This window comes from Sphingomonas panaciterrae, from assembly GCF_036890205.1.
In the GTDB taxonomy this organism is placed as follows: Bacteria; Pseudomonadota; Alphaproteobacteria; order Sphingomonadales; family Sphingomonadaceae; genus Sphingomonas; species Sphingomonas panaciterrae.
In genome coordinates this window covers 508435-524166 of the sequence record NZ_JAKNQR010000002.1, presented here as the reverse complement: position 1 = coordinate 524166, position 15732 = coordinate 508435, and the positions used below count along the sequence as shown (strand labels likewise).

Genomic DNA, 15732 nt, shown 5'->3' with positions numbered 1-15732 from the left:
TTGCCCTTCACCGCAGCCTCGCTAAAGCGCACCGCAACTATCGGGAGAAAACAGCGATGTCCTCTTTCAAGCCGGTGCGTAAGGCCATTTTTCCTGTGGCCGGGCTTGGGACGCGCTTCCTTCCGGCCACCAAGGCGATGCCGAAGGAGATGCTGACCGTCGTCGACAAGCCGCTGATCCAATATGCGGTCGAGGAGGCTCGGGAAGCTGGGATCGAGCAGATCATCTTCGTCACCGGTCGTGGCAAGGGGACGCTTGAGGATCATTTCGATGTGTCCTTCGAGCTAGAGGCAACGATGAAGAGCCGCGGCAAGGGCCTGGAGTTAATTGACAATATTCGGCAGGCGCCAGGTTCTCCCGTCTATGTCCGCCAGCAGGAACCCCTGGGTCTGGGCCATGCGGTCTGGTGTGCGCGTGAGATCGTGGGCGATGAGCCTTTTGCCGTTCTCCTGCCGGACAAGCTGATGGTCGGAACGCCGGGCTTTCTGGCGCAGATGGTGGAAGCGTATGAGCGCGTCGGCGGCAATCTGATCGGCGCGCTCGAGGTTTCCCCCAGCGAGACTCACAATTACGGGATTATCACTCCTGGTGCCGTCGACGGGCCTCTGACGGAGGTTCTGGAAGTTATCGAGAAGCCCGCACCGGGAACTGCCAAGTCAAACCTGATGACACCGGGCCGATATATCTTGCAACCGGAAGTGATGAAGATCCTCGATACGCCGGTGAAGGGGGCCGGCGGCGAGATACAGCTGACCGATGCCATGGCGCAATTGATCGGCAAACAGCCATTTCACGGCTACACCTTTTCGGGGCGTCGGTTCGATTGCGGGGGAAAGTCCGGCTTCATCAAGGCGAATCTTGCGTTGGCACTTGAGCGGGACGACATCGGGCCCGAGGTGCGCGCCTTTGCGGAAGCGCTACTCGCCTGAGCGTGGAGAACAGGCGGGGCAGGCCGGATCCTTCGGCACACGGATGGTACGAAAGCGACAGTCCAGCAGGTCGATCAGCGTCAGCCTGCCCGCGGGATCGGCGCCGAAAGGGGTAATGGCGCGGATCGTTTCCAGTGCCGCCATGCTGCCGAGAACACCGGTGACCGGGCCAAGAATGCCCTGTTCTGAGCAGGTTGCCTCGTCGCGATCGGGTGCGCTGCCGACGAGGCAGCGGTAGCAGGGGAGGTCAGCTTCCCAACCGCGGTATACGGCCAATTGCCCCTCGAACTGGCCGACTGCAGCGGAGACAAGGGGGATCTGGAGTTGTAGCGCCGCATCGGCAACGATGAGGCGGGTCGCGAAATTGTCGCAGCCGTCCAGAATAACATCGGCCCCGTGCAGCAATTCTTCCGCATTGCCGGCGTTGATCCGGCGAACAATGGCCGCGGCTGTCACGAAGGGGTTGCGGCATTCGGCCGCTTTTGCAGCCTGTTCGGCCTTGAACGCGCCGGTGTCGGCCACGTCGAACAGAATCTGGCGTTGAAGGTTGGAAATGTCGATGCGATCGTCGTCGACGATGCGAATTTCGCCAAGCCCGGCACCCGCGAGATAGGCGATCGCCGGCGCCCCAATCCCGCCAGCGCCGATCACCGCGACCGTAGCCCCCTTCAACCGTCGCTGACCCGAGCCGCCGATTTCGCGCAGGATGATCTGGCGCGCGTAGCGTTCGCGCTCTTCCGGCCCGATCGTTACTGCCACTGGAACAGCAGGGATGTGCGGAACCAGCGGGTCTCGCCGACCGGCAGAAGGTTGGCGCGCGCCATGCTGAGCATCACGCCGGACGCATATTGTTCGACGGTGGGGCAGCCGATCGCTTGCGGATGGATCCGGCGCAACTGGCCGTCCTCCGCGACAAGCACTGCAAGATTGACCCGCAACCTTTTGTCGGCCGCCTCGCAGCGCCGCGCCGCGACCTCATCCCGGACGAAGGAGGAGAGGGCGGGCGGCATCGTGCGCCGGCGACGGAACTTCAGTTCGGGAAGACCGGACAGGTCGCCCGGGACGCTGGCGGCGCTTTCCTGCGTCGCAGCCACAGTCAGCACCGGCGGGGCCTCCTCGCCCTCTGACGGGGACACGAACGCCGTCACCTGCGCCGCTCGCGCGAGTGCCAGGAGGATGACGCTCACCGCCCGGTCGACCCGAAGCCGCCACCGCCGCGATCCGTCTCGTCCAGGTCCGCGCTTTCGATCAGCGAAGCCCGCGTGACCTGCGCCGGGACAAGCTGCGCGATGCGATCGCCACGTTTGACCTCGAACGGCGAGTCACCAAGGTTGGCGAGGATCACCTTCACCTCGCCCCGATAATCGGAATCGATCGTGCCGGGGGTGTTGAGGCAGGTTATTCCATGCTTGAGCGCAAGGCCGGAGCGGGGGCGCACCTGAACCTCGAAACCTTCCGGAATCGCGATCGCAAACCCCGTCGCCACCGCATGCCGTGCGCCGGATGCAAGGGTGACATCCTCCGCGGCGACCACGTCCATGCCGGCCGCGCCCGAGGTTGCATAAGCAGGAAGGGGGAGGTCGGCACCATGCGGCAAACGGCGAAGGCTGATGGTGATCACGACACATTCTCCAGAGCGTCAGCAATGCGTGCGGCGAGACGATCCGCCACGGCCTGCTTCGGCATATGTTCCCACGTTTCTACTGCGTCCGCGGACACGAGGTGGACCGCATTGGCCTCGCCGCCCATGACGTCTCCCGAGACGTCATTGGCGACGATCCAGTCGGCGCCCTTTCGCGCGAGCTTGGCCTGGGCGTGAGGAACGACATTCTCGGTTTCAGCGGCAAATCCGATCAGGAGACGTGGACGCTGTGAGCCACGACCAAGCCCGGCGAGGATATCGGGATTCTCCACGAGACGCAGATCCGGAAGCGTCCCCGTGCCGTCTTTCTTTATCTTCTGCTCGGCCGCGCCGGCCGAACGCCAGTCCGCGACCGCCGCCACCAGCACCGCGGCATCGGCGGGGAGGGCGGCGTCGACTGCGGCGTGCATCTCGCGCGCGGTCTCGACATCGATACGGCTCACACCAGGTGGGGTCGGCAGTGACACCGGGCCGGCAACGAGGGTCACGCGAGCGCCAAGCGCCGCCAGTGCGCCGGCGATCGCGAAGCCCTGTTTGCCGGAGGAGCGATTGGCGATGTACCGCACCGGATCGATCGGCTCATGTGTCGGACCGGCGGTGACCAGCACATGCTTGCCGGCAAGGCGAGCGCCCGGTGCCGTGATCTGACCGACGGCATCTGCGGGCGCCGGCGCCAGGCCAAGCTGTCGCTCCACCTCGGCGACGATCGCTGCCGGCTCCGGCAGTCTGCCGGGTCCGAATTCGCCGCACGCCATCGCCCCTTCATCGGGGGCCATGATCCGGACTCCGTCGGCGCGCAGCCGCGCGACGTTGCGCTGGGTTGCGGGGTGCTGCCACATGCGCACGTTCATCGCAGGCGCGGCAAGCACGGGCTTGTCCGTGGCGAGCAGGAGCGTGGTGGCGAGATCGTTCGCCAGTCCGCCGGCCATGCGGGCGAGCAGGTCTGCGGTGGCCGGCGCGACGAGCACCAGATCGGCCTGCCGGCTGAGCTGGATATGGCCCATCTCCGCCTCGTCCTTCAGGTCCCACAGCGTGGTGTGGACTTCCTGTTCCGACAAGGCGGCCAGCGTCATGGGCGTGACAAAGTGGCTGCCGCCCTCGGTAAGGACGCAGCGGACACTGTGCCCGCCCTTGCGGAGCAAGCGGATGATCTCACACGCCTTATATGCGGCAATTCCGCCGCCGACGATTAGGAGGATGCGGCTCATGAAGCCGTTCTTGTCACGGTGATGCGGCGTCTGTCGAGCGCTGCGCGCAGCAGATCGCGCAGCGCATCAGGGATGAAGATGAGCCCGATCAGCGAAACAGGCGCAACAAGATTGGCAGGGTCCGACAGGTCAGCCGGCGCCACGAGCGACAGGAAGAGGAGATATCCGACGAGCGTCGCCAGCACGCGCGCGGCGAGGGGATTGCGCCAGGCGGTCCATCCGGCAATTGCCAGGCCCATCGCGATAGCCGCGAGGGACAAGGGCGCGATCGACAGGAGCGTCGCCATGATAAGCGAGCGAACCGCAAAGCCGAAGCCCAGGATGCCGGGCCACCCGATCCACGGCTGATCCAGCGGTCCGGTGACGGCGCCGACGGCGCGGGCATGGAACCAGAGCGCGGCGGCAAAGACGATGGCCGCGATGGCCCAGCCCAGCATCTCGCGCCCATTGCGTTCCGCCAGCGCGAACGCAGCCATGATGATGGCGAACAGCGCAGCGCCCTCATGAATCAGCATCGCGCACAGGCCGATCGCGACTGACGCCATGGTGCGTTCCGGCAAGCGAATGGCCAGTGACAGGGCGATCAACAGCCCTGCCCATAGTTCGTGTCCGGTGACCTGCTGCCCGAGCAGCGCCGTCCCCATGCCACCCGCCGCCAACAGCGTCGCGGCGAAGCGGGGGATCGGGCGCGGCAGAATGTCGCGAAGGCGGCGCCACCATGACGCGAGCGTCAGCAGGGCAAGCGCGTAGAGCAGAAGCGCCGCCGCGACGCGGCTGACGCCGGCCTGGATCACCGACAGCGTGGGGAGCCGCACCGCGACCCAGGGCCGGACCGGTTGGTCGCCCGCACGCAGCGCGTCGATGACCGCGGAATAATAATCCGCGCCGTGGCGCAGCGCGTCGACCGTCGAGCCATAAACGATGGCACCGGCCTGATCGTCGACCGGGGCTGCGGCCTGTTGCAGCGACGGCGTGCCGAGCGCCGTCAGCGAGGCGAGCAGAAGCAGCGCCAGCAGCGCCAGGAACAGGCGCGCGCGCGGTCGCGGCAATCCCGCAAAGCGGGACGGCGCGGCGAGCAGGAGAGGGCGGCCGACGGCCGTACGCATGTCAGCCGATCATCGTCCAGGTTGCGGCAATCCCGGCGAGCGCGCTGGCGAGGCCAACCGCGGCATAGCGCCAGCCACCGCCGATCCGCACGACCTCAATCTCGCGCAGCGGGGGCGCGGGCGGCGCGCCACCGGGCGGCGGGAAGCGCGCCTCGATGCGGCGGACCAATTCGGGCAGGCGGTACAGCGTCTTAACGTCCGAGACGATCCGGTCGGCGATCGCCGCCTCCGGGCCCAATTCGGTGCGGATCCACTCCTCCACCAGCGGGCCGGCGGTCTCCCAAAGGTTGATGTCGGGATCGAGCGCGGTCGCGACACCCTCCACCATCACCATCGTCTTCTGCAGCAGCAGAAGGTGCGGCTGGGTGACCATGTCGAAGTCGCGGGTGATCGAGAACAGCCCATCGAGCATCATCCCGATCGACATTTCCTTGACCGGCAGGCCGCGCATTGGCTCCCCCACGGCCCGAAGCGCCGTCGCAAACTCCGCGACGTCATGGTGCGGGGGAACGTAGCCGGCCTCGAAATGGATCTCGGCAACGCGCCGGTAATTGCCGGTGATCAGCCCGTAGAGGATTTCGGCGAGCCAGATGCGCGCCCGGCGATCGATCCGGCCCATGATGCCGAAGTCGACCGCCGCGATGCGGTTGCCGGGCAAGGCGAAGAGATTGCCCTGATGGAGATCGGCGTGGAAGAACCCCTCGGCGATCGCCTGGCGCAAAAAGGCGTGGATCAGCGTCTGGGCGAGCAGCGGAAGGTCGTAGCCGGCGGCCGCGAGCGCCTCGCGGTTCGACAGCTTGATGCCATCGATCCATTCGAGCGTGAGCACCTTTCCTGATGTGCGTGCCCAGTCGATCGCCGGCACGTGGAAATTGGGCTCCGAGGCCATGCCCTCTGCCAGTTCGCTGGCGGAGGCGGCTTCGCGGCGGAAATCGAGTTCGCGCGCGGTCCAGCGCTTGAAGGTGGCGATGACGAGTCGCGGCTGGAGCCGGGTGATCTCGCCGCCGCCGTTGCGATCCGCGGCCTCAAGCTGAGCCGCGGCCCATTCATAGGTGTCGATCGCTTCGGCGAAATCGGCCTCGACGCCGGGGCGCTGCACTTTGACCGCGACGGGACGACCGTCGATGGTGACGGCGCGGTGGACCTGCGCGATCGAGGCGGCGCCGACGGGGTTTTCGTCGAAGCTGGCGAAGAGGGTTTCCAGCGGGCGGCCGAGGCTCTTCTCAATCTGCGGCTTGATGACGCTGAACGGTAGGGGCGGGAGCGCGTCCTGCAGGCGCAGGAGGTCGAGCGCCGCCTCGTCGCCGACGATGTCGGGACGGGTGGCGAGCGTCTGGCCGAGCTTGATCGCGGCGGGGCCGATCGCCTCGAACGCATCGGCATAGCCCGGCTGCGCCGGCACGCGCGCACCGAAGCGGGCGAGGCGCAGCATCCGCCGCACGCGAGGCGGGGTGTTCGGATCCTGCTCCAGGCCACGCAGCGCGCCGTGGCGGGCGAGCGTGCGGCCCCATTTGAGCAGGCGCCAGCTATGGACGATCGAACTGGTCACTTACCTCTCCCACGCCGGGGAGAGGGGACGGGCAGCGATCATATCTTCCAGCCGCTGTGGATCGCGACCAGCCCGCCGAGCAGCGGCTCCACCTTCGTCTGGGTGAAGCCGGCGTCGCGGATCATGCCCTCGAACGTCGGCATGTCGGGGAAACGGCGGATCGATTCGATGAGGTAGCGGTAACTGTCGGCGTCCTGCGCGAGCAGCTGGCCCAGCTTCGGCACCATCTTGTGCGAATAGGTGTCGTACACCTCCTTGAACCCCGGCCAGGTGGTGGTCGAGAATTCAAGGCAGAAGAAGCGGCCGCCGCGGCGGAGCACGCGATGTGCCTCGCGCAGGGCGGCGGGAATGTCCGTCACGTTCCGGATGCCGAAGGCGATGGTGTAGGCATCGAAGAAACGGTCCGGGAAGGTCAGCGATTCGGCGTTCGCCTCCGTCCAGACCAGGCCGTCGATGCCGCGGTCCTGCGCCCGCTTCATGCCGACCTCAAGCATCGCGGGGTTGATGTCAGCGACGGTGATCGATGCGCCGGATGTCGCGAGCCGGAAGGCGATGTCGCCGGTGCCGCCGGCCATGTCGAGGATCTGCTCCCCGGCGCGCGGCTTCACGCGGCGCACGAAGCGGTCCTTCCACAAACGGTGCATGCCGCCTGACATGGCATCGTTCATCAGATCGTAGCGGCTGGCGACGTTGGTGAAGACGCCGCCGACGCGGGCGGTCTTCTCCGTGGCGGGGATGTCCTCGTAGCCGAAGGAGACGGTTTCGCTCATGGTCGCGGCTCTAGCCCGGTGCAGCGCAGCGGGCTAGGGGGCGCAGGTGCCGGAATTACCTGAAGTCGAAACCACGGTGAGAGGGCTGCGCCCCGTGCTGGAAGGCGCGCGGGTCGTCTCGCTGGAGCTGCGCCGGCCCGATCTGCGCCGGCCCTTCCCGGATGACCTGAGGCAGGTAATGACCGGCGCGACGATCACGAGCCTCGGGCGACGGGCGAAATATGGCCTGATCAATACCGATCGCGACCAGGCGATGATCTTTCACCTGGGCATGTCGGGGCGGTGGCGGGTCGATCCGCAGGAGCTGCTGCCGCACGACCACCTGGTGATCGAGACCGACGCAGGGCGCCGTGTCGCGCTGAACGATCCGCGCCGATTTGGCTCGGTGGACCTGTGGCCGAGCTCGGACATCGGGTCGTTTCCGGCGTTCATCGGCCTGGGTCCGGAACCACTTGGCCCCGAACTGACCGCCGCCGGCCTTAAACAGGCGCTGCATGGCCGGCGGGCATCGATCAAGCTGATGCTGCTCGACCAGCGCATCGTCGCGGGCCTCGGCAATATCTATGTCTGCGAGGCGCTGTACCTGGCGCGCATTTCCCCCAAGCGCGCGGCGGGGCGAATATCGCTGGCGCGACTCGAGCGACTCGTCGAGGCGATTCGGGCGGTTCTGCTGTCGGCGATCGAAGCGGGCGGATCGTCGCTGCGCGATTATGCCCGGCCGGACGGCGAACTGGGGTATTTTTCCAAGCAATTCGCGGTTTATGGCCGCGAAGGGCAGCCGTGCGCTTGCGGCGGAACGGTGCAGCGTTATGCAGAGGGCGGACGTTCCACCTTCTGGTGTCCGACGTGCCAGCGCGGTTGACCAAGACGAGCGATATCGTTAAGGGCAGCGGCTTCCAGGGCGATGGGTGTTCCCGCCGCCCTTTTTTCATCGACCGATATTTCGAGGACTGTAAATGGCGAACACGCCGCAAGCGAAGAAGCGCATCCGCCGCAACCAGCGCCGGGCCGAAATCAATGGTGCGCGCGTGAGCCGCATCCGCACCTTCGTGAAGAAGGTCGAGGCAGCGCTCGCAGCGGGTGACAAGACGGCCGCATCGGCAGCCCTTGCAGCGGTTCAGCCGGAACTGCAGCGTGGCGTCGCGCGTGGCGTGCTCCACCGCAACACGGCCAGCCGCAAGTTCTCGCGTCTGACCAAGCGCCTGTCGGCGCTCGCCTGATCCAGCGGGCCTTCCCGGCAAGGGGAGGCCGAGGATAGCGAAAAGGCCGGGTGGCTTTGGTGCCACCCGGCCTTTTGCCGTGCGCGCTCCTCGCGTCGCGACTCGCCCGATCAGAGGAAGGCGCGGCCGCCGGTGACCGGGATGGTCGCGCCGGTGATGTAGCTGGCCTCGTCGCTGGCGAGCCAGACATAGGGCGGCGCCACCTCTGCCGGCTGGCCGGCGCGGCCGATCGGCGTGTCGCTGCCGAAGTTCTTCACCTTTTCGACCGGCATCGTGGACGGGATCAGCGGCGTCCAGATCGGGCCCGGCGCGACCGCGTTCACGCGGATCTTGCGATCGGCCAGCATTTTCCCGAGCCCGGCAGTGAAATTGTAGATCGCGCCCTTCGTCGTCGCATAGGCGAGCAGTTGCTCGCTGGGATCCTCGGCATTGATCGAGCTGGTGTTGATGATCGAACTGCCCGGCTTCATGTGCGCGACGGCTGCCTTCGCCAGATAGAACATAGAATGGATGTTGGTGGCGAAGGTCACCTGCCATTCTTCGTCGGAGATATCCTCCAGCCGGGCAAAGGTGGCCTGATGGGCGGCATTGTTGACGAGGATGTCGATCCGCCCGAACGCCTCTGCCGTCTGGGCGACGATGGCGCGGGCATGGGCGGGATCGCTGATGTCGCCGGGCAGCAGGATTGCGCGACGGCCAGCGTCCTCCACCAGCCGCTTGGTCTCCTCGGCATCCTCATGTTCGTCGAGATAGCTGATCGCCACATCGGCGCCCTCCCGGGCATAAGCGATCGCGACGGCGCGGCCGATGCCGCTGTCGGCGCCAGTGACGAGGGCGCGTCGGTCGAGCAGGCGGCCGTGGCCAACATAGCTATCCTCGCCATGATCGGGGCGGGGATCCATCGGCGCGGTGCGGCCGGGCATAGGCTGCTGCTGTTCGGGGTAGGGCGGTTCGGGACGGCGGGGCATGGCATTCCTCATGATGGGGATGCCATCAACAAGTCGCGGGAACGGTGGCCGTTCCGCGCGATCCACGCTCCCTAAACACAGATCAGCCTATCCGGCGGCTGCGGGCACGCAAGATGCCGGCAGCCGCCGCGTGCCTAGCGCAATGAGCGATTGCCGAAGTTGAGCCGGGTATAGACCATGAAGCTCTTCAACCCATCGTCGCCGTAGAAGGGCTTCAGCGCGTCGGGATAGGCATAAGCGCTGGCGAGACCACCGAAGGTGAGGCGCACATCGCCGGTGACCGGCACTTCGACCTGATAGCCGAGGCTGAGCTTGTTCACCGTGAAGATGTCATGGTGAAGCGGGTTATCCTCCCCGAACAGCTCGCCCTGATCGTTGCGTTCTGCGCGGGCGTAGACGGTGTGCTTGTCGTCCCAGCGAATGAGGCTTTCGGCGAGCCAGGCGTTGAGCACCGGGCCGGGCTGCAGATCCTTGCGGCTCCACGCGACGGTCGTGGCCCAGTTCGCGCCCGGCCCGAGCGGCTTGTTCCACGTCGTCGAGGCGGTGGTGCGCTGCTCGTTTTCGTCAGGGTGCAATTGTTCGGGCGATTTCAGGAAGCCGGTGGACGCCTGGAGCGACAGATTGGCGGTCGGGTTCCAGAACGCACGGACCGACCAGCTGTCGAGCCGTGGTGTTTCGATGTCCCAGCGCTTTTCGTCCGGCTCGCGGCCCTTGAAGGCGCTGGCCTCGATCTTCCAGGTGCGGGTGGAGAAACCCGCCGTGATGACGCCCCAGGTGATGTGGGTCGAATCGAACCAATGGTGGCCGAGCGGCGCCTCCGGATTATCGAGACCGGAGAGGCGGTGCATGAAGGTGGGCGGGCCCAGCGCGGGCTCACCGGGGAGGCCGGCATAAATGAACGCCGCGCGGCCATCGCCCAGATCGTGCGAATAGCTGACCGCAAGCTCCATGAAGAGATCGTGCGGGTGCTGGCGATCGACCAGCTTGTTCACGCCGTCCGCCGTTTCGCCAACCGCGAACAGCAAGGGATAGCCGCGGCGACCCATCAAGGGATCGAGCGACAACATGCCGCGAAGGCCCAGCCGGCCATGCTCACCGATCGGGCGGTTGGCCATGACCATCGCCATCGATTCGACGAAATTGTGCCGGTCGCCGCGCGGGCCGCCCTGGTCGGAATGAACCAGCGTCGCATTGCCCTGCGCCATGCCCATCCAGTCGCCGGCGTGGAACATGGTGGCGAGCACCGGCGAGCTATCCGGCTGCCACGCCGTTCCCGATGCCTCGCGGCTCATCCCATAGGGGCCAAGCATCGCCGGCATCTGATGATCCGCGCCATGGTTCATCGCGGCGGCGCCATGGGCGGCATGATCCATCATGGGCGCGTCGTGTTGCGGTTGCTGGCCGTGGCTGCTGTGGGCGGCGTGCGCGCCCGCCTGAGGCGTTACGGCCTTGCCCATCTCGTGCCCGGCGTGGGGGGCGCCCTGCGCGGCCGGGGTGGCGGGTGAGGGCGGTGCTGCCGGCGTGGCAGGGCCGGTGTGATGATGGCCATGGCCTTGTGCCGTATGGGCCGCGGCGGCGGCGGCCTGCGCTGGCTCCTGCGCACGGGCGGCCGCCGGGAGGGCGATCGCAGCGCCGGCGACCAACGTCATCATCGTCTTCATCGTACAAGCATCCAGATCGCCATCCCAAGCATGAAGAGGTTTTCGGTAAGAGAGACAAAGCCAAGCGGCACGTTGCTCGACCCGCCGACACAGGCGCATTTCAGCGTGCGCCGATCGATATAGACCGCCTTGAACACCGACACCGCGCCGACGCCGCCGAGCAGCAGCGCGAGCGGGATCGAGATCCAGTCGAGCACGCCCGCCGTCATCAGCACCCCGGCCAGCGCCTCCCCGAAGGGATACAGATAGGCATAGGGCACCCAGCGCCGGGCGAGCAGGTCGTAGGAGAGGAACATGGTCGAGAACCGTTCCACGTCCTGCAGCTTCAGCAGCGCCAGCACGCACATCGACAGGCTGACGAACCACATCGCCGCCTGTTCGGTAAAGGGACTGCCGAAGGCGGCGAGGCTGGCGGCAAGCGCCATCAGTGCCGTCATCGCAAAGACCGCGATCACCGGGCGGTAGCTGGTCTCTCCCGGCGCGGGCATCCGCTTGCCCAGGAAGCGTGTCAGATCGTCGTTGCCGCCGATGCGCTGCCCGTCGATGAAGGTCTGCGGCGTGGTCTGTACGCCGTGCGCCGCCTTGAACGCGTCCACCTCCGCGCGGGTGCGCAGCGGGCGATCCTCGACGACATAGCCATGACGTTCCAGCCGCCATTTCGACTTCAGGCCGGAGGGGCACAGATGGTCGGGCAGCACCATCCGGTATAGAACGGCTGTCTTGTCGCGCCGCATGGTCATTGAAGCTCCTTACGCGCCGGTCCTTGTTCGGTGCGTTCGGAGGCCGATATAGGTTCTGTACTATGGTACGGAGTCAATGGGGTGGCAGGCATGGGATCGATGACGATTGCCGGACTGGCGCGCGAGGGCGGCGTCGGGGTCGAGACGATCCGTTATTATCAGCGCCGCGGACTGCTGAGCGAGCCCGAGCGGCCCGCCAACGGCGTGCGACGCTATGACGGCGAAGATGTGCGGCGATTGCGCTTCATTCGCGCGGCGCAGGGTGCCGGTTTCTCACTGGAGCAGATCGGGGAATTGCTGGCGTTGGACGCTGCACAGGACCGGGCGCGTGCCCGGGCGCTGGCGGAAGAGCGGATTGCCGAGTTGGATCGCCGGATCGCGGACCTGCAGGCGGCGCGCAACTGGCTGAGCGAGTTGGAGCGCGACTGCGCCTCGGGCAATGCCGGGCCGTGCCCGATCCTGAAGGCGTTTGCGGGGTAGCGGGCGCACGTTCTGGTGCGCTCGCCGACAAGGAAATGAAGGGCGCTGACGCGCGCCGCCGGGCGTCAGCGAATGGCGATCAGTGACTTGGTCAGCCCCATAACGCGTTCGCGCTCGATGACGGCATCGGGAAAGAGATGCTGCATTTGTCGTGCGGTCAGGAGGTTGACGGACTGCACGTTCGCGATCGCTGCACCCACGTTGTGCTGGCGGGCGCGAAAGCCAAAGCCGCGGCGCATCAGCAGTTCCATTCGCAACGCCTCCGGCAACCAGTGAAACCCGAGGGTGCGGAAATGCGGCTCCAGCGGGAACCACATGTTCGGGGTTTGAACAAAATAGTGTGGGGCGAGGCGGCGGACTTCCGCAGCCATTGCCGTCATCTCGCGCCAGTGACCGACATGCTCGATCACGCTGTTCGAATGGACGATGTCGAACGTGTTCGCGGGATGATCTGCCATGTGGCAGGCGTCGCCGGGGCGCAGGTGATAACATCCGTCATCCAGTGTCGGGGCGCCCAGGTTGACGATGGTGATATCGAGATCGAGCCGTTCCCAGACTGGTCTGGTCGTCTGCCAATAGGCCTTTGACCCGCCCAGATCGAGCACCCGGATCTGTCGCCCATCCGTCAGACAGTGCCGTTCCATATGATCGACAAAGCGCTGGAGCCGCCTTCGCCGGTAGGATGAGCCATCGATCTCTGCCTCGATCTCCTTGTCGGCGCGAGTCGTGGGCGCAGCGAGACTCACCATCGCCGACTCGCGCATAGACCACGGGCGCCGAGGGCAGCGAACAGCTTGTCGGGGTAGGCGGGATTATTCCTCCCAGTCGTTTCGTCGCGCGCGCCAAGCCACCGCATGAAGTCCCCCCTTGGTCAATCGCCGCCGGGTTGCAGCACGGTCACCTGCGGTCGGCAAGGTTGCAGGTCGGTCTTCTCGTCCGAGACGGATGAGAAAATCCGGCGAGCTCTGTTGGATACCGCTTGCGGCGGGAGACGCCGTGATGCGGTTGATCTTGATCGGCGGCGGGAGACGCCTTGCACCGGCAGCGTGGCACGCCCGGAGGCTGTGCGCTGGTGACCCCTACGGGACTCGAACCCGTGTTTTCGCCGTGAGAGGGCGACGTCCTAGACCGCTAGACGAAGGGGCCGTGCAAGCGGGAGCGGCGCCTCTACGGGGGTCGCGGCGGGTCGTCAACCCACCGCGACATCCTTTTTCATTTCAGGCGGCTGCCTTGCGGCGCTCCGCCATCTCCGCGTTGAGCATTTCGGCGAGCAGGAAGGCCATCTCCAGGCTCTGCCCCGCGTTGAGGCGCGGGTCGCAATGCGTGTGGTAGCGGTCAGCCAGCGTCTGTTCGGTGACGTCGACGGCGCCGCCAGTGCATTCGGTGACGTTCTGCCCGGTCATTTCGGCGTGGATGCCGCCGGCGTGCGTCCCCTCTGCGCGGTGAACCGCGAAGAAGCCGCGGACCTCGGCCAGGATCCGCTCGAACGGGCGGGTCTTGTAGCCGTTCGCTGCCTTCACGACGTTGCCGTGCATCGGATCGCAGCTCCAGACCACCGGATGCCCTTCGCGCGTGACGGCGCGCAGCAGCTTGGGGAAGGCCGCCTCGATCTTGTCATGGCCGTAGCGGGTGATCAGCGTCATGCGGCCGGGGATGCGGCCGGGATTGAGCGTGTCGAGCAGGCGCAGCAGCACGTCGAGCTCCAACGTCGGTCCGCACTTCACGCCGATCGGATTGCCGATCCCGCGGAGGAACTCGACGTGCGCCGAGCCCTCGAACCGGGTGCGATCGCCGATCCACAGGAAGTGCGCGGACGTATCGTACCAGTCGCCGGTTAGCGAATCCTGCCGGGTCATCGCCTCCTCATAAGGAAGCAGCAGCGCCTCATGGCTGGTGTAGAAGCTTGTCTGCGCGAGCTGGGGCACGGTTTCGGGATCGATGCCGCACGCCGCCATGAAATCGAGCGCCTCGCCGATGCGATCGGCGGTTTCGGCATATTTCGCCGCCCACGGGCTGCGACCCATGTAATCCAGCGTCCAGCGATGCACCTGCGCGAGATTGGCGTAACCGCCCTGCGCGAAGGCGCGCAGCAGGTTCAGCGTCGCGGCGGACTGGGCATAGCCCTGCACCATGCGCTTCGGATCAGGGGTGCGAGATTCCGGGGTGAAGCCGATGTCGTTGACGTTGTCGCCGCGATAGCTGGGCAATTCGACGCCATCGATCGTTTCCGTCGGGGCGGAGCGCGGCTTCGCAAACTGGCCGGCCATGCGGCCGAGCTTCACCACCGGCAGCTTCGAGGCATAGGTGAGGACCACCGCCATCTGTAGGATGACGCGGAACGTGTCGCGGATGTTGTTGGGATGAAACTCGGCGAAGCTTTCCGCGCAATCGCCGCCCTGCAGCAGGAAGGCGTCGCCGGCCGCGACACGCGCGAGCTCAGCGGTCAGATTGCGCGCTTCGCCGGCAAAGACGAGCGGGGGGAAGCTGCGCAGCGTATCGGTCGCGGCGGTCAGCGCGGACTGATCGGGGTAGTCGGGGAGTTGGCGAGCCTCGTGAGAGGTCCAGCTATGAGGGGCCCAATTGGAGGCCATGGCAAGTTTCCTTTCGGCGCGCGGCCATGCAAGAAAATGTCGCAGCGCGCAAACAAGCTGTACTTTATAGCACGCCCGGGTAGGCGCCGCCATCGATCAGGAGGCTCTGCCCGGTGATAAAGCCGGCGCGATCCGAGCATAAAAAGGCGCAGGCTGCGCCAAATTCGGCCGGATCGCCGAACCTCTTGGCCGGGATGCGATCGCGGCTGCGCGCCTCTGCCGTCTCGACATCGATCGACTGCGATCTGGCGGCGAAGTTCATGACGGCGGGCAAGCGGCGGGTGGCGAACAGGCCGGGGAGGAGGAAGTTGATCGTGACATTGGCGCTCGCCACTTCGCGCGCGACGCCGGCGAGGAAGCCGGTCAGCCCGATGCGCGCGCCGCTGGAAAGATCAAGGCCGCCGGCGGGCGCCTTCACTGACCCGGAGGTGATGCACACGATGCGGCCGAAGCGCCGTTCGATCATCCCGTCGACGACCTGTTGAACGAGGCGGATGGGCGTGACCATATTGGCATCGAGCCCGGCGTGGATCGCAGCCTCGTCAAGATCGCGGAAACCGCGCGGGGGCGGGCCGCCGTTGTTGTTGACGAGAATGTCTGGCCGACCGGCGGCGGCGACCAGATCGGCCTGCACCGCCGGATCACCGATGTCGCCGGCGATGGCGATCACCTCCACGCCGGCATCCTGCCGCAGCTTCGCGGCTGCTTGCTCGACCGCATCGGCATCGCGGCCGTTGATGACGAGACGGCAGCCGGCGCGGGCAAGTTCCTGCGCGCAGGCGAAGCCCAGCCCTTGGCTGGACGCGCAGACGATGGCGGTTTTGCCGGACAGGCCAAGATCCATGAACATTCTCCCGATCGAGGCCGG

Annotated in this window: 17 protein-coding genes and 1 tRNA gene; 4 read left to right on the top strand and 14 right to left on the bottom strand. The window is 66.4% G+C overall.

Annotated features, from left to right (window positions below; genetic code table 11):
• The first annotated feature begins 56 nt into the window (after positions 1-56).
• The gene (gene galU / locus L8F96_RS09485; protein ID WP_334655854.1) at positions 57-929 is read left to right on the top strand and encodes a UTP--glucose-1-phosphate uridylyltransferase GalU; all 873 of its coding nucleotides are present in this window, start codon (positions 57-59) and stop codon (positions 927-929) included.
• Here galU and L8F96_RS09480 read toward each other — a convergent pair.
• The 7 genes from L8F96_RS09480 to L8F96_RS09450 are packed head-to-tail and all read right to left on the bottom strand — an operon-like array spanning position 918 to position 7204.
• Complete coding sequence (locus L8F96_RS09480) at positions 918-1688, bottom strand: HesA/MoeB/ThiF family protein (RefSeq protein WP_334655853.1); 771 nt, start codon at positions 1686-1688, stop codon at positions 918-920. The genes galU and L8F96_RS09480 overlap by 12 nt on opposite strands.
• Positions 1679-2116: a hypothetical protein gene (locus L8F96_RS09475; protein ID WP_334655852.1), complete on the bottom strand. Its 438-nt coding sequence runs from the start codon at positions 2114-2116 to the stop codon at positions 1679-1681. The genes L8F96_RS09480 and L8F96_RS09475 overlap by 10 nt, the downstream gene beginning before the upstream one ends.
• Positions 2113-2550, bottom strand: coding sequence for a dUTP diphosphatase (dut, locus tag L8F96_RS09470; protein WP_125944675.1), 438 nt, complete (start codon positions 2548-2550; stop codon positions 2113-2115). The genes L8F96_RS09475 and dut overlap by 4 nt, the downstream gene beginning before the upstream one ends.
• Positions 2547-3779, bottom strand: coding sequence for a bifunctional phosphopantothenoylcysteine decarboxylase/phosphopantothenate--cysteine ligase CoaBC (gene coaBC / locus L8F96_RS09465; RefSeq protein ID WP_125944674.1), 1233 nt, complete (start codon positions 3777-3779; stop codon positions 2547-2549). The genes dut and coaBC overlap by 4 nt, the downstream gene beginning before the upstream one ends.
• Positions 3776-4885, bottom strand: a complete 1110-nt coding sequence (locus L8F96_RS09460; RefSeq protein ID WP_334655851.1) for a hypothetical protein — start codon at positions 4883-4885, stop codon at positions 3776-3778. Before L8F96_RS09460 ends, coaBC begins: the two co-directional genes overlap by 4 nt.
• Before the next feature lies 1 nt (position 4886).
• Complete coding sequence (gene ubiB, locus L8F96_RS09455) at positions 4887-6434, bottom strand: 2-polyprenylphenol 6-hydroxylase (RefSeq protein ID WP_334655850.1); 1548 nt, start codon at positions 6432-6434, stop codon at positions 4887-4889.
• A gap of 38 nt (positions 6435-6472) precedes the next feature.
• Entirely contained in the window at positions 6473-7204 is a 732-nt protein-coding gene (locus L8F96_RS09450; protein WP_136451347.1) for a class I SAM-dependent methyltransferase, read from the bottom strand.
• A 46-nt stretch (positions 7205-7250) separates the two neighbouring features.
• Between L8F96_RS09450 and mutM the strand changes: the two genes are divergently transcribed.
• Together mutM and rpsT are read left to right on the top strand one after the other, a co-directional pair.
• A complete protein-coding gene (mutM, locus tag L8F96_RS09445) occupies positions 7251-8066 on the top strand; it encodes a bifunctional DNA-formamidopyrimidine glycosylase/DNA-(apurinic or apyrimidinic site) lyase (protein WP_125944670.1) in 816 nt (271 codons plus the stop codon).
• A 94-nt stretch (positions 8067-8160) separates the two neighbouring features.
• Positions 8161-8424 carry a 30S ribosomal protein S20 gene (gene rpsT / locus L8F96_RS09440; RefSeq protein WP_046411219.1) on the top strand — a complete coding sequence of 88 codons (264 nt, stop codon included), beginning with the start codon at positions 8161-8163 and terminating at the stop codon, positions 8422-8424.
• Positions 8425-8534: 110 nt separating this feature from the next.
• On the opposite strand, the gene L8F96_RS09435 is transcribed toward rpsT, so the two are convergent.
• From L8F96_RS09435 to L8F96_RS09425, 3 genes are all read right to left on the bottom strand, one after another.
• Positions 8535-9392 carry an SDR family oxidoreductase gene (locus L8F96_RS09435; protein WP_046411218.1) on the bottom strand — a complete coding sequence of 286 codons (858 nt, stop codon included), beginning with the start codon at positions 9390-9392 and terminating at the stop codon, positions 8535-8537.
• Positions 9393-9526: 134 nt separating this feature from the next.
• A complete protein-coding gene (locus L8F96_RS09430) occupies positions 9527-11053 on the bottom strand; it encodes a hypothetical protein (protein ID WP_334655849.1) in 1527 nt (508 codons plus the stop codon).
• Positions 11050-11793 carry a MauE/DoxX family redox-associated membrane protein gene (locus L8F96_RS09425; RefSeq protein ID WP_334655848.1) on the bottom strand — a complete coding sequence of 248 codons (744 nt, stop codon included), beginning with the start codon at positions 11791-11793 and terminating at the stop codon, positions 11050-11052. The genes L8F96_RS09430 and L8F96_RS09425 overlap by 4 nt, the downstream gene beginning before the upstream one ends.
• 90 nt (positions 11794-11883) lie before the next feature.
• Between L8F96_RS09425 and L8F96_RS09420 the strand changes: the two genes are divergently transcribed.
• A complete protein-coding gene (locus L8F96_RS09420) occupies positions 11884-12273 on the top strand; it encodes a MerR family transcriptional regulator (protein WP_125944666.1) in 390 nt (129 codons plus the stop codon).
• Positions 12274-12338: 65 nt separating this feature from the next.
• On the opposite strand, the gene L8F96_RS09415 is transcribed toward L8F96_RS09420, so the two are convergent.
• The 4 genes from L8F96_RS09415 to L8F96_RS09400 form a co-directional block, all read right to left on the bottom strand.
• Positions 12339-13037: a class I SAM-dependent methyltransferase gene (locus L8F96_RS09415; RefSeq protein WP_334655847.1), complete on the bottom strand. Its 699-nt coding sequence runs from the start codon at positions 13035-13037 to the stop codon at positions 12339-12341.
• A gap of 306 nt (positions 13038-13343) precedes the next feature.
• Positions 13344-13419: transfer RNA gene (locus tag L8F96_RS09410), tRNA-Glu, on the bottom strand.
• A gap of 71 nt (positions 13420-13490) precedes the next feature.
• Positions 13491-14864, bottom strand: coding sequence for a class II 3-deoxy-7-phosphoheptulonate synthase (locus tag L8F96_RS09405; RefSeq protein ID WP_334655846.1), 1374 nt, complete (start codon positions 14862-14864; stop codon positions 13491-13493).
• A gap of 64 nt (positions 14865-14928) precedes the next feature.
• Positions 14929-15708 carry an SDR family oxidoreductase gene (locus tag L8F96_RS09400; RefSeq protein WP_046411884.1) on the bottom strand — a complete coding sequence of 260 codons (780 nt, stop codon included), beginning with the start codon at positions 15706-15708 and terminating at the stop codon, positions 14929-14931.
• Positions 15709-15732: the final 24 nt, after the last annotated feature.

Excerpts from the sequence above, each read along its gene's own strand:
- L8F96_RS09450 (WP_136451347.1), bottom strand. The coding sequence starts at position 7,204 with ATGAGCGAAACCGTCTCCTTCGGCTACGAGGACATCCCCGCCACGGAG.
- L8F96_RS09425 (WP_334655848.1), bottom strand. The coding sequence starts at position 11,793 with ATGACCATGCGGCGCGACAAGACAGCCGTTCTATACCGGATGGTGCTG.
- L8F96_RS09460 (WP_334655851.1), bottom strand. The coding sequence starts at position 4,885 with ATGCGTACGGCCGTCGGCCGCCCTCTCCTGCTCGCCGCGCCGTCCCGC.
- L8F96_RS09435 (WP_046411218.1), bottom strand. The coding sequence starts at position 9,392 with ATGCCCCGCCGTCCCGAACCGCCCTACCCCGAACAGCAGCAGCCTATG.
- galU (WP_334655854.1), top strand. The coding sequence starts at position 57 with ATGTCCTCTTTCAAGCCGGTGCGTAAGGCCATTTTTCCTGTGGCCGGG.
- rpsT (WP_046411219.1), top strand. The coding sequence starts at position 8,161 with ATGGCGAACACGCCGCAAGCGAAGAAGCGCATCCGCCGCAACCAGCGC.
- L8F96_RS09430 (WP_334655849.1), bottom strand. The coding sequence starts at position 11,053 with ATGAAGACGATGATGACGTTGGTCGCCGGCGCTGCGATCGCCCTCCCG.
- L8F96_RS09405 (WP_334655846.1), bottom strand. The coding sequence starts at position 14,864 with ATGGCCTCCAATTGGGCCCCTCATAGCTGGACCTCTCACGAGGCTCGC.
- L8F96_RS09415 (WP_334655847.1), bottom strand. The coding sequence starts at position 13,037 with ATGCGCGAGTCGGCGATGGTGAGTCTCGCTGCGCCCACGACTCGCGCC.
- L8F96_RS09420 (WP_125944666.1), top strand. The coding sequence starts at position 11,884 with ATGGGATCGATGACGATTGCCGGACTGGCGCGCGAGGGCGGCGTCGGG.
- L8F96_RS09400 (WP_046411884.1), bottom strand. The coding sequence starts at position 15,708 with ATGGATCTTGGCCTGTCCGGCAAAACCGCCATCGTCTGCGCGTCCAGC.
- coaBC (WP_125944674.1), bottom strand. The coding sequence starts at position 3,779 with ATGAGCCGCATCCTCCTAATCGTCGGCGGCGGAATTGCCGCATATAAG.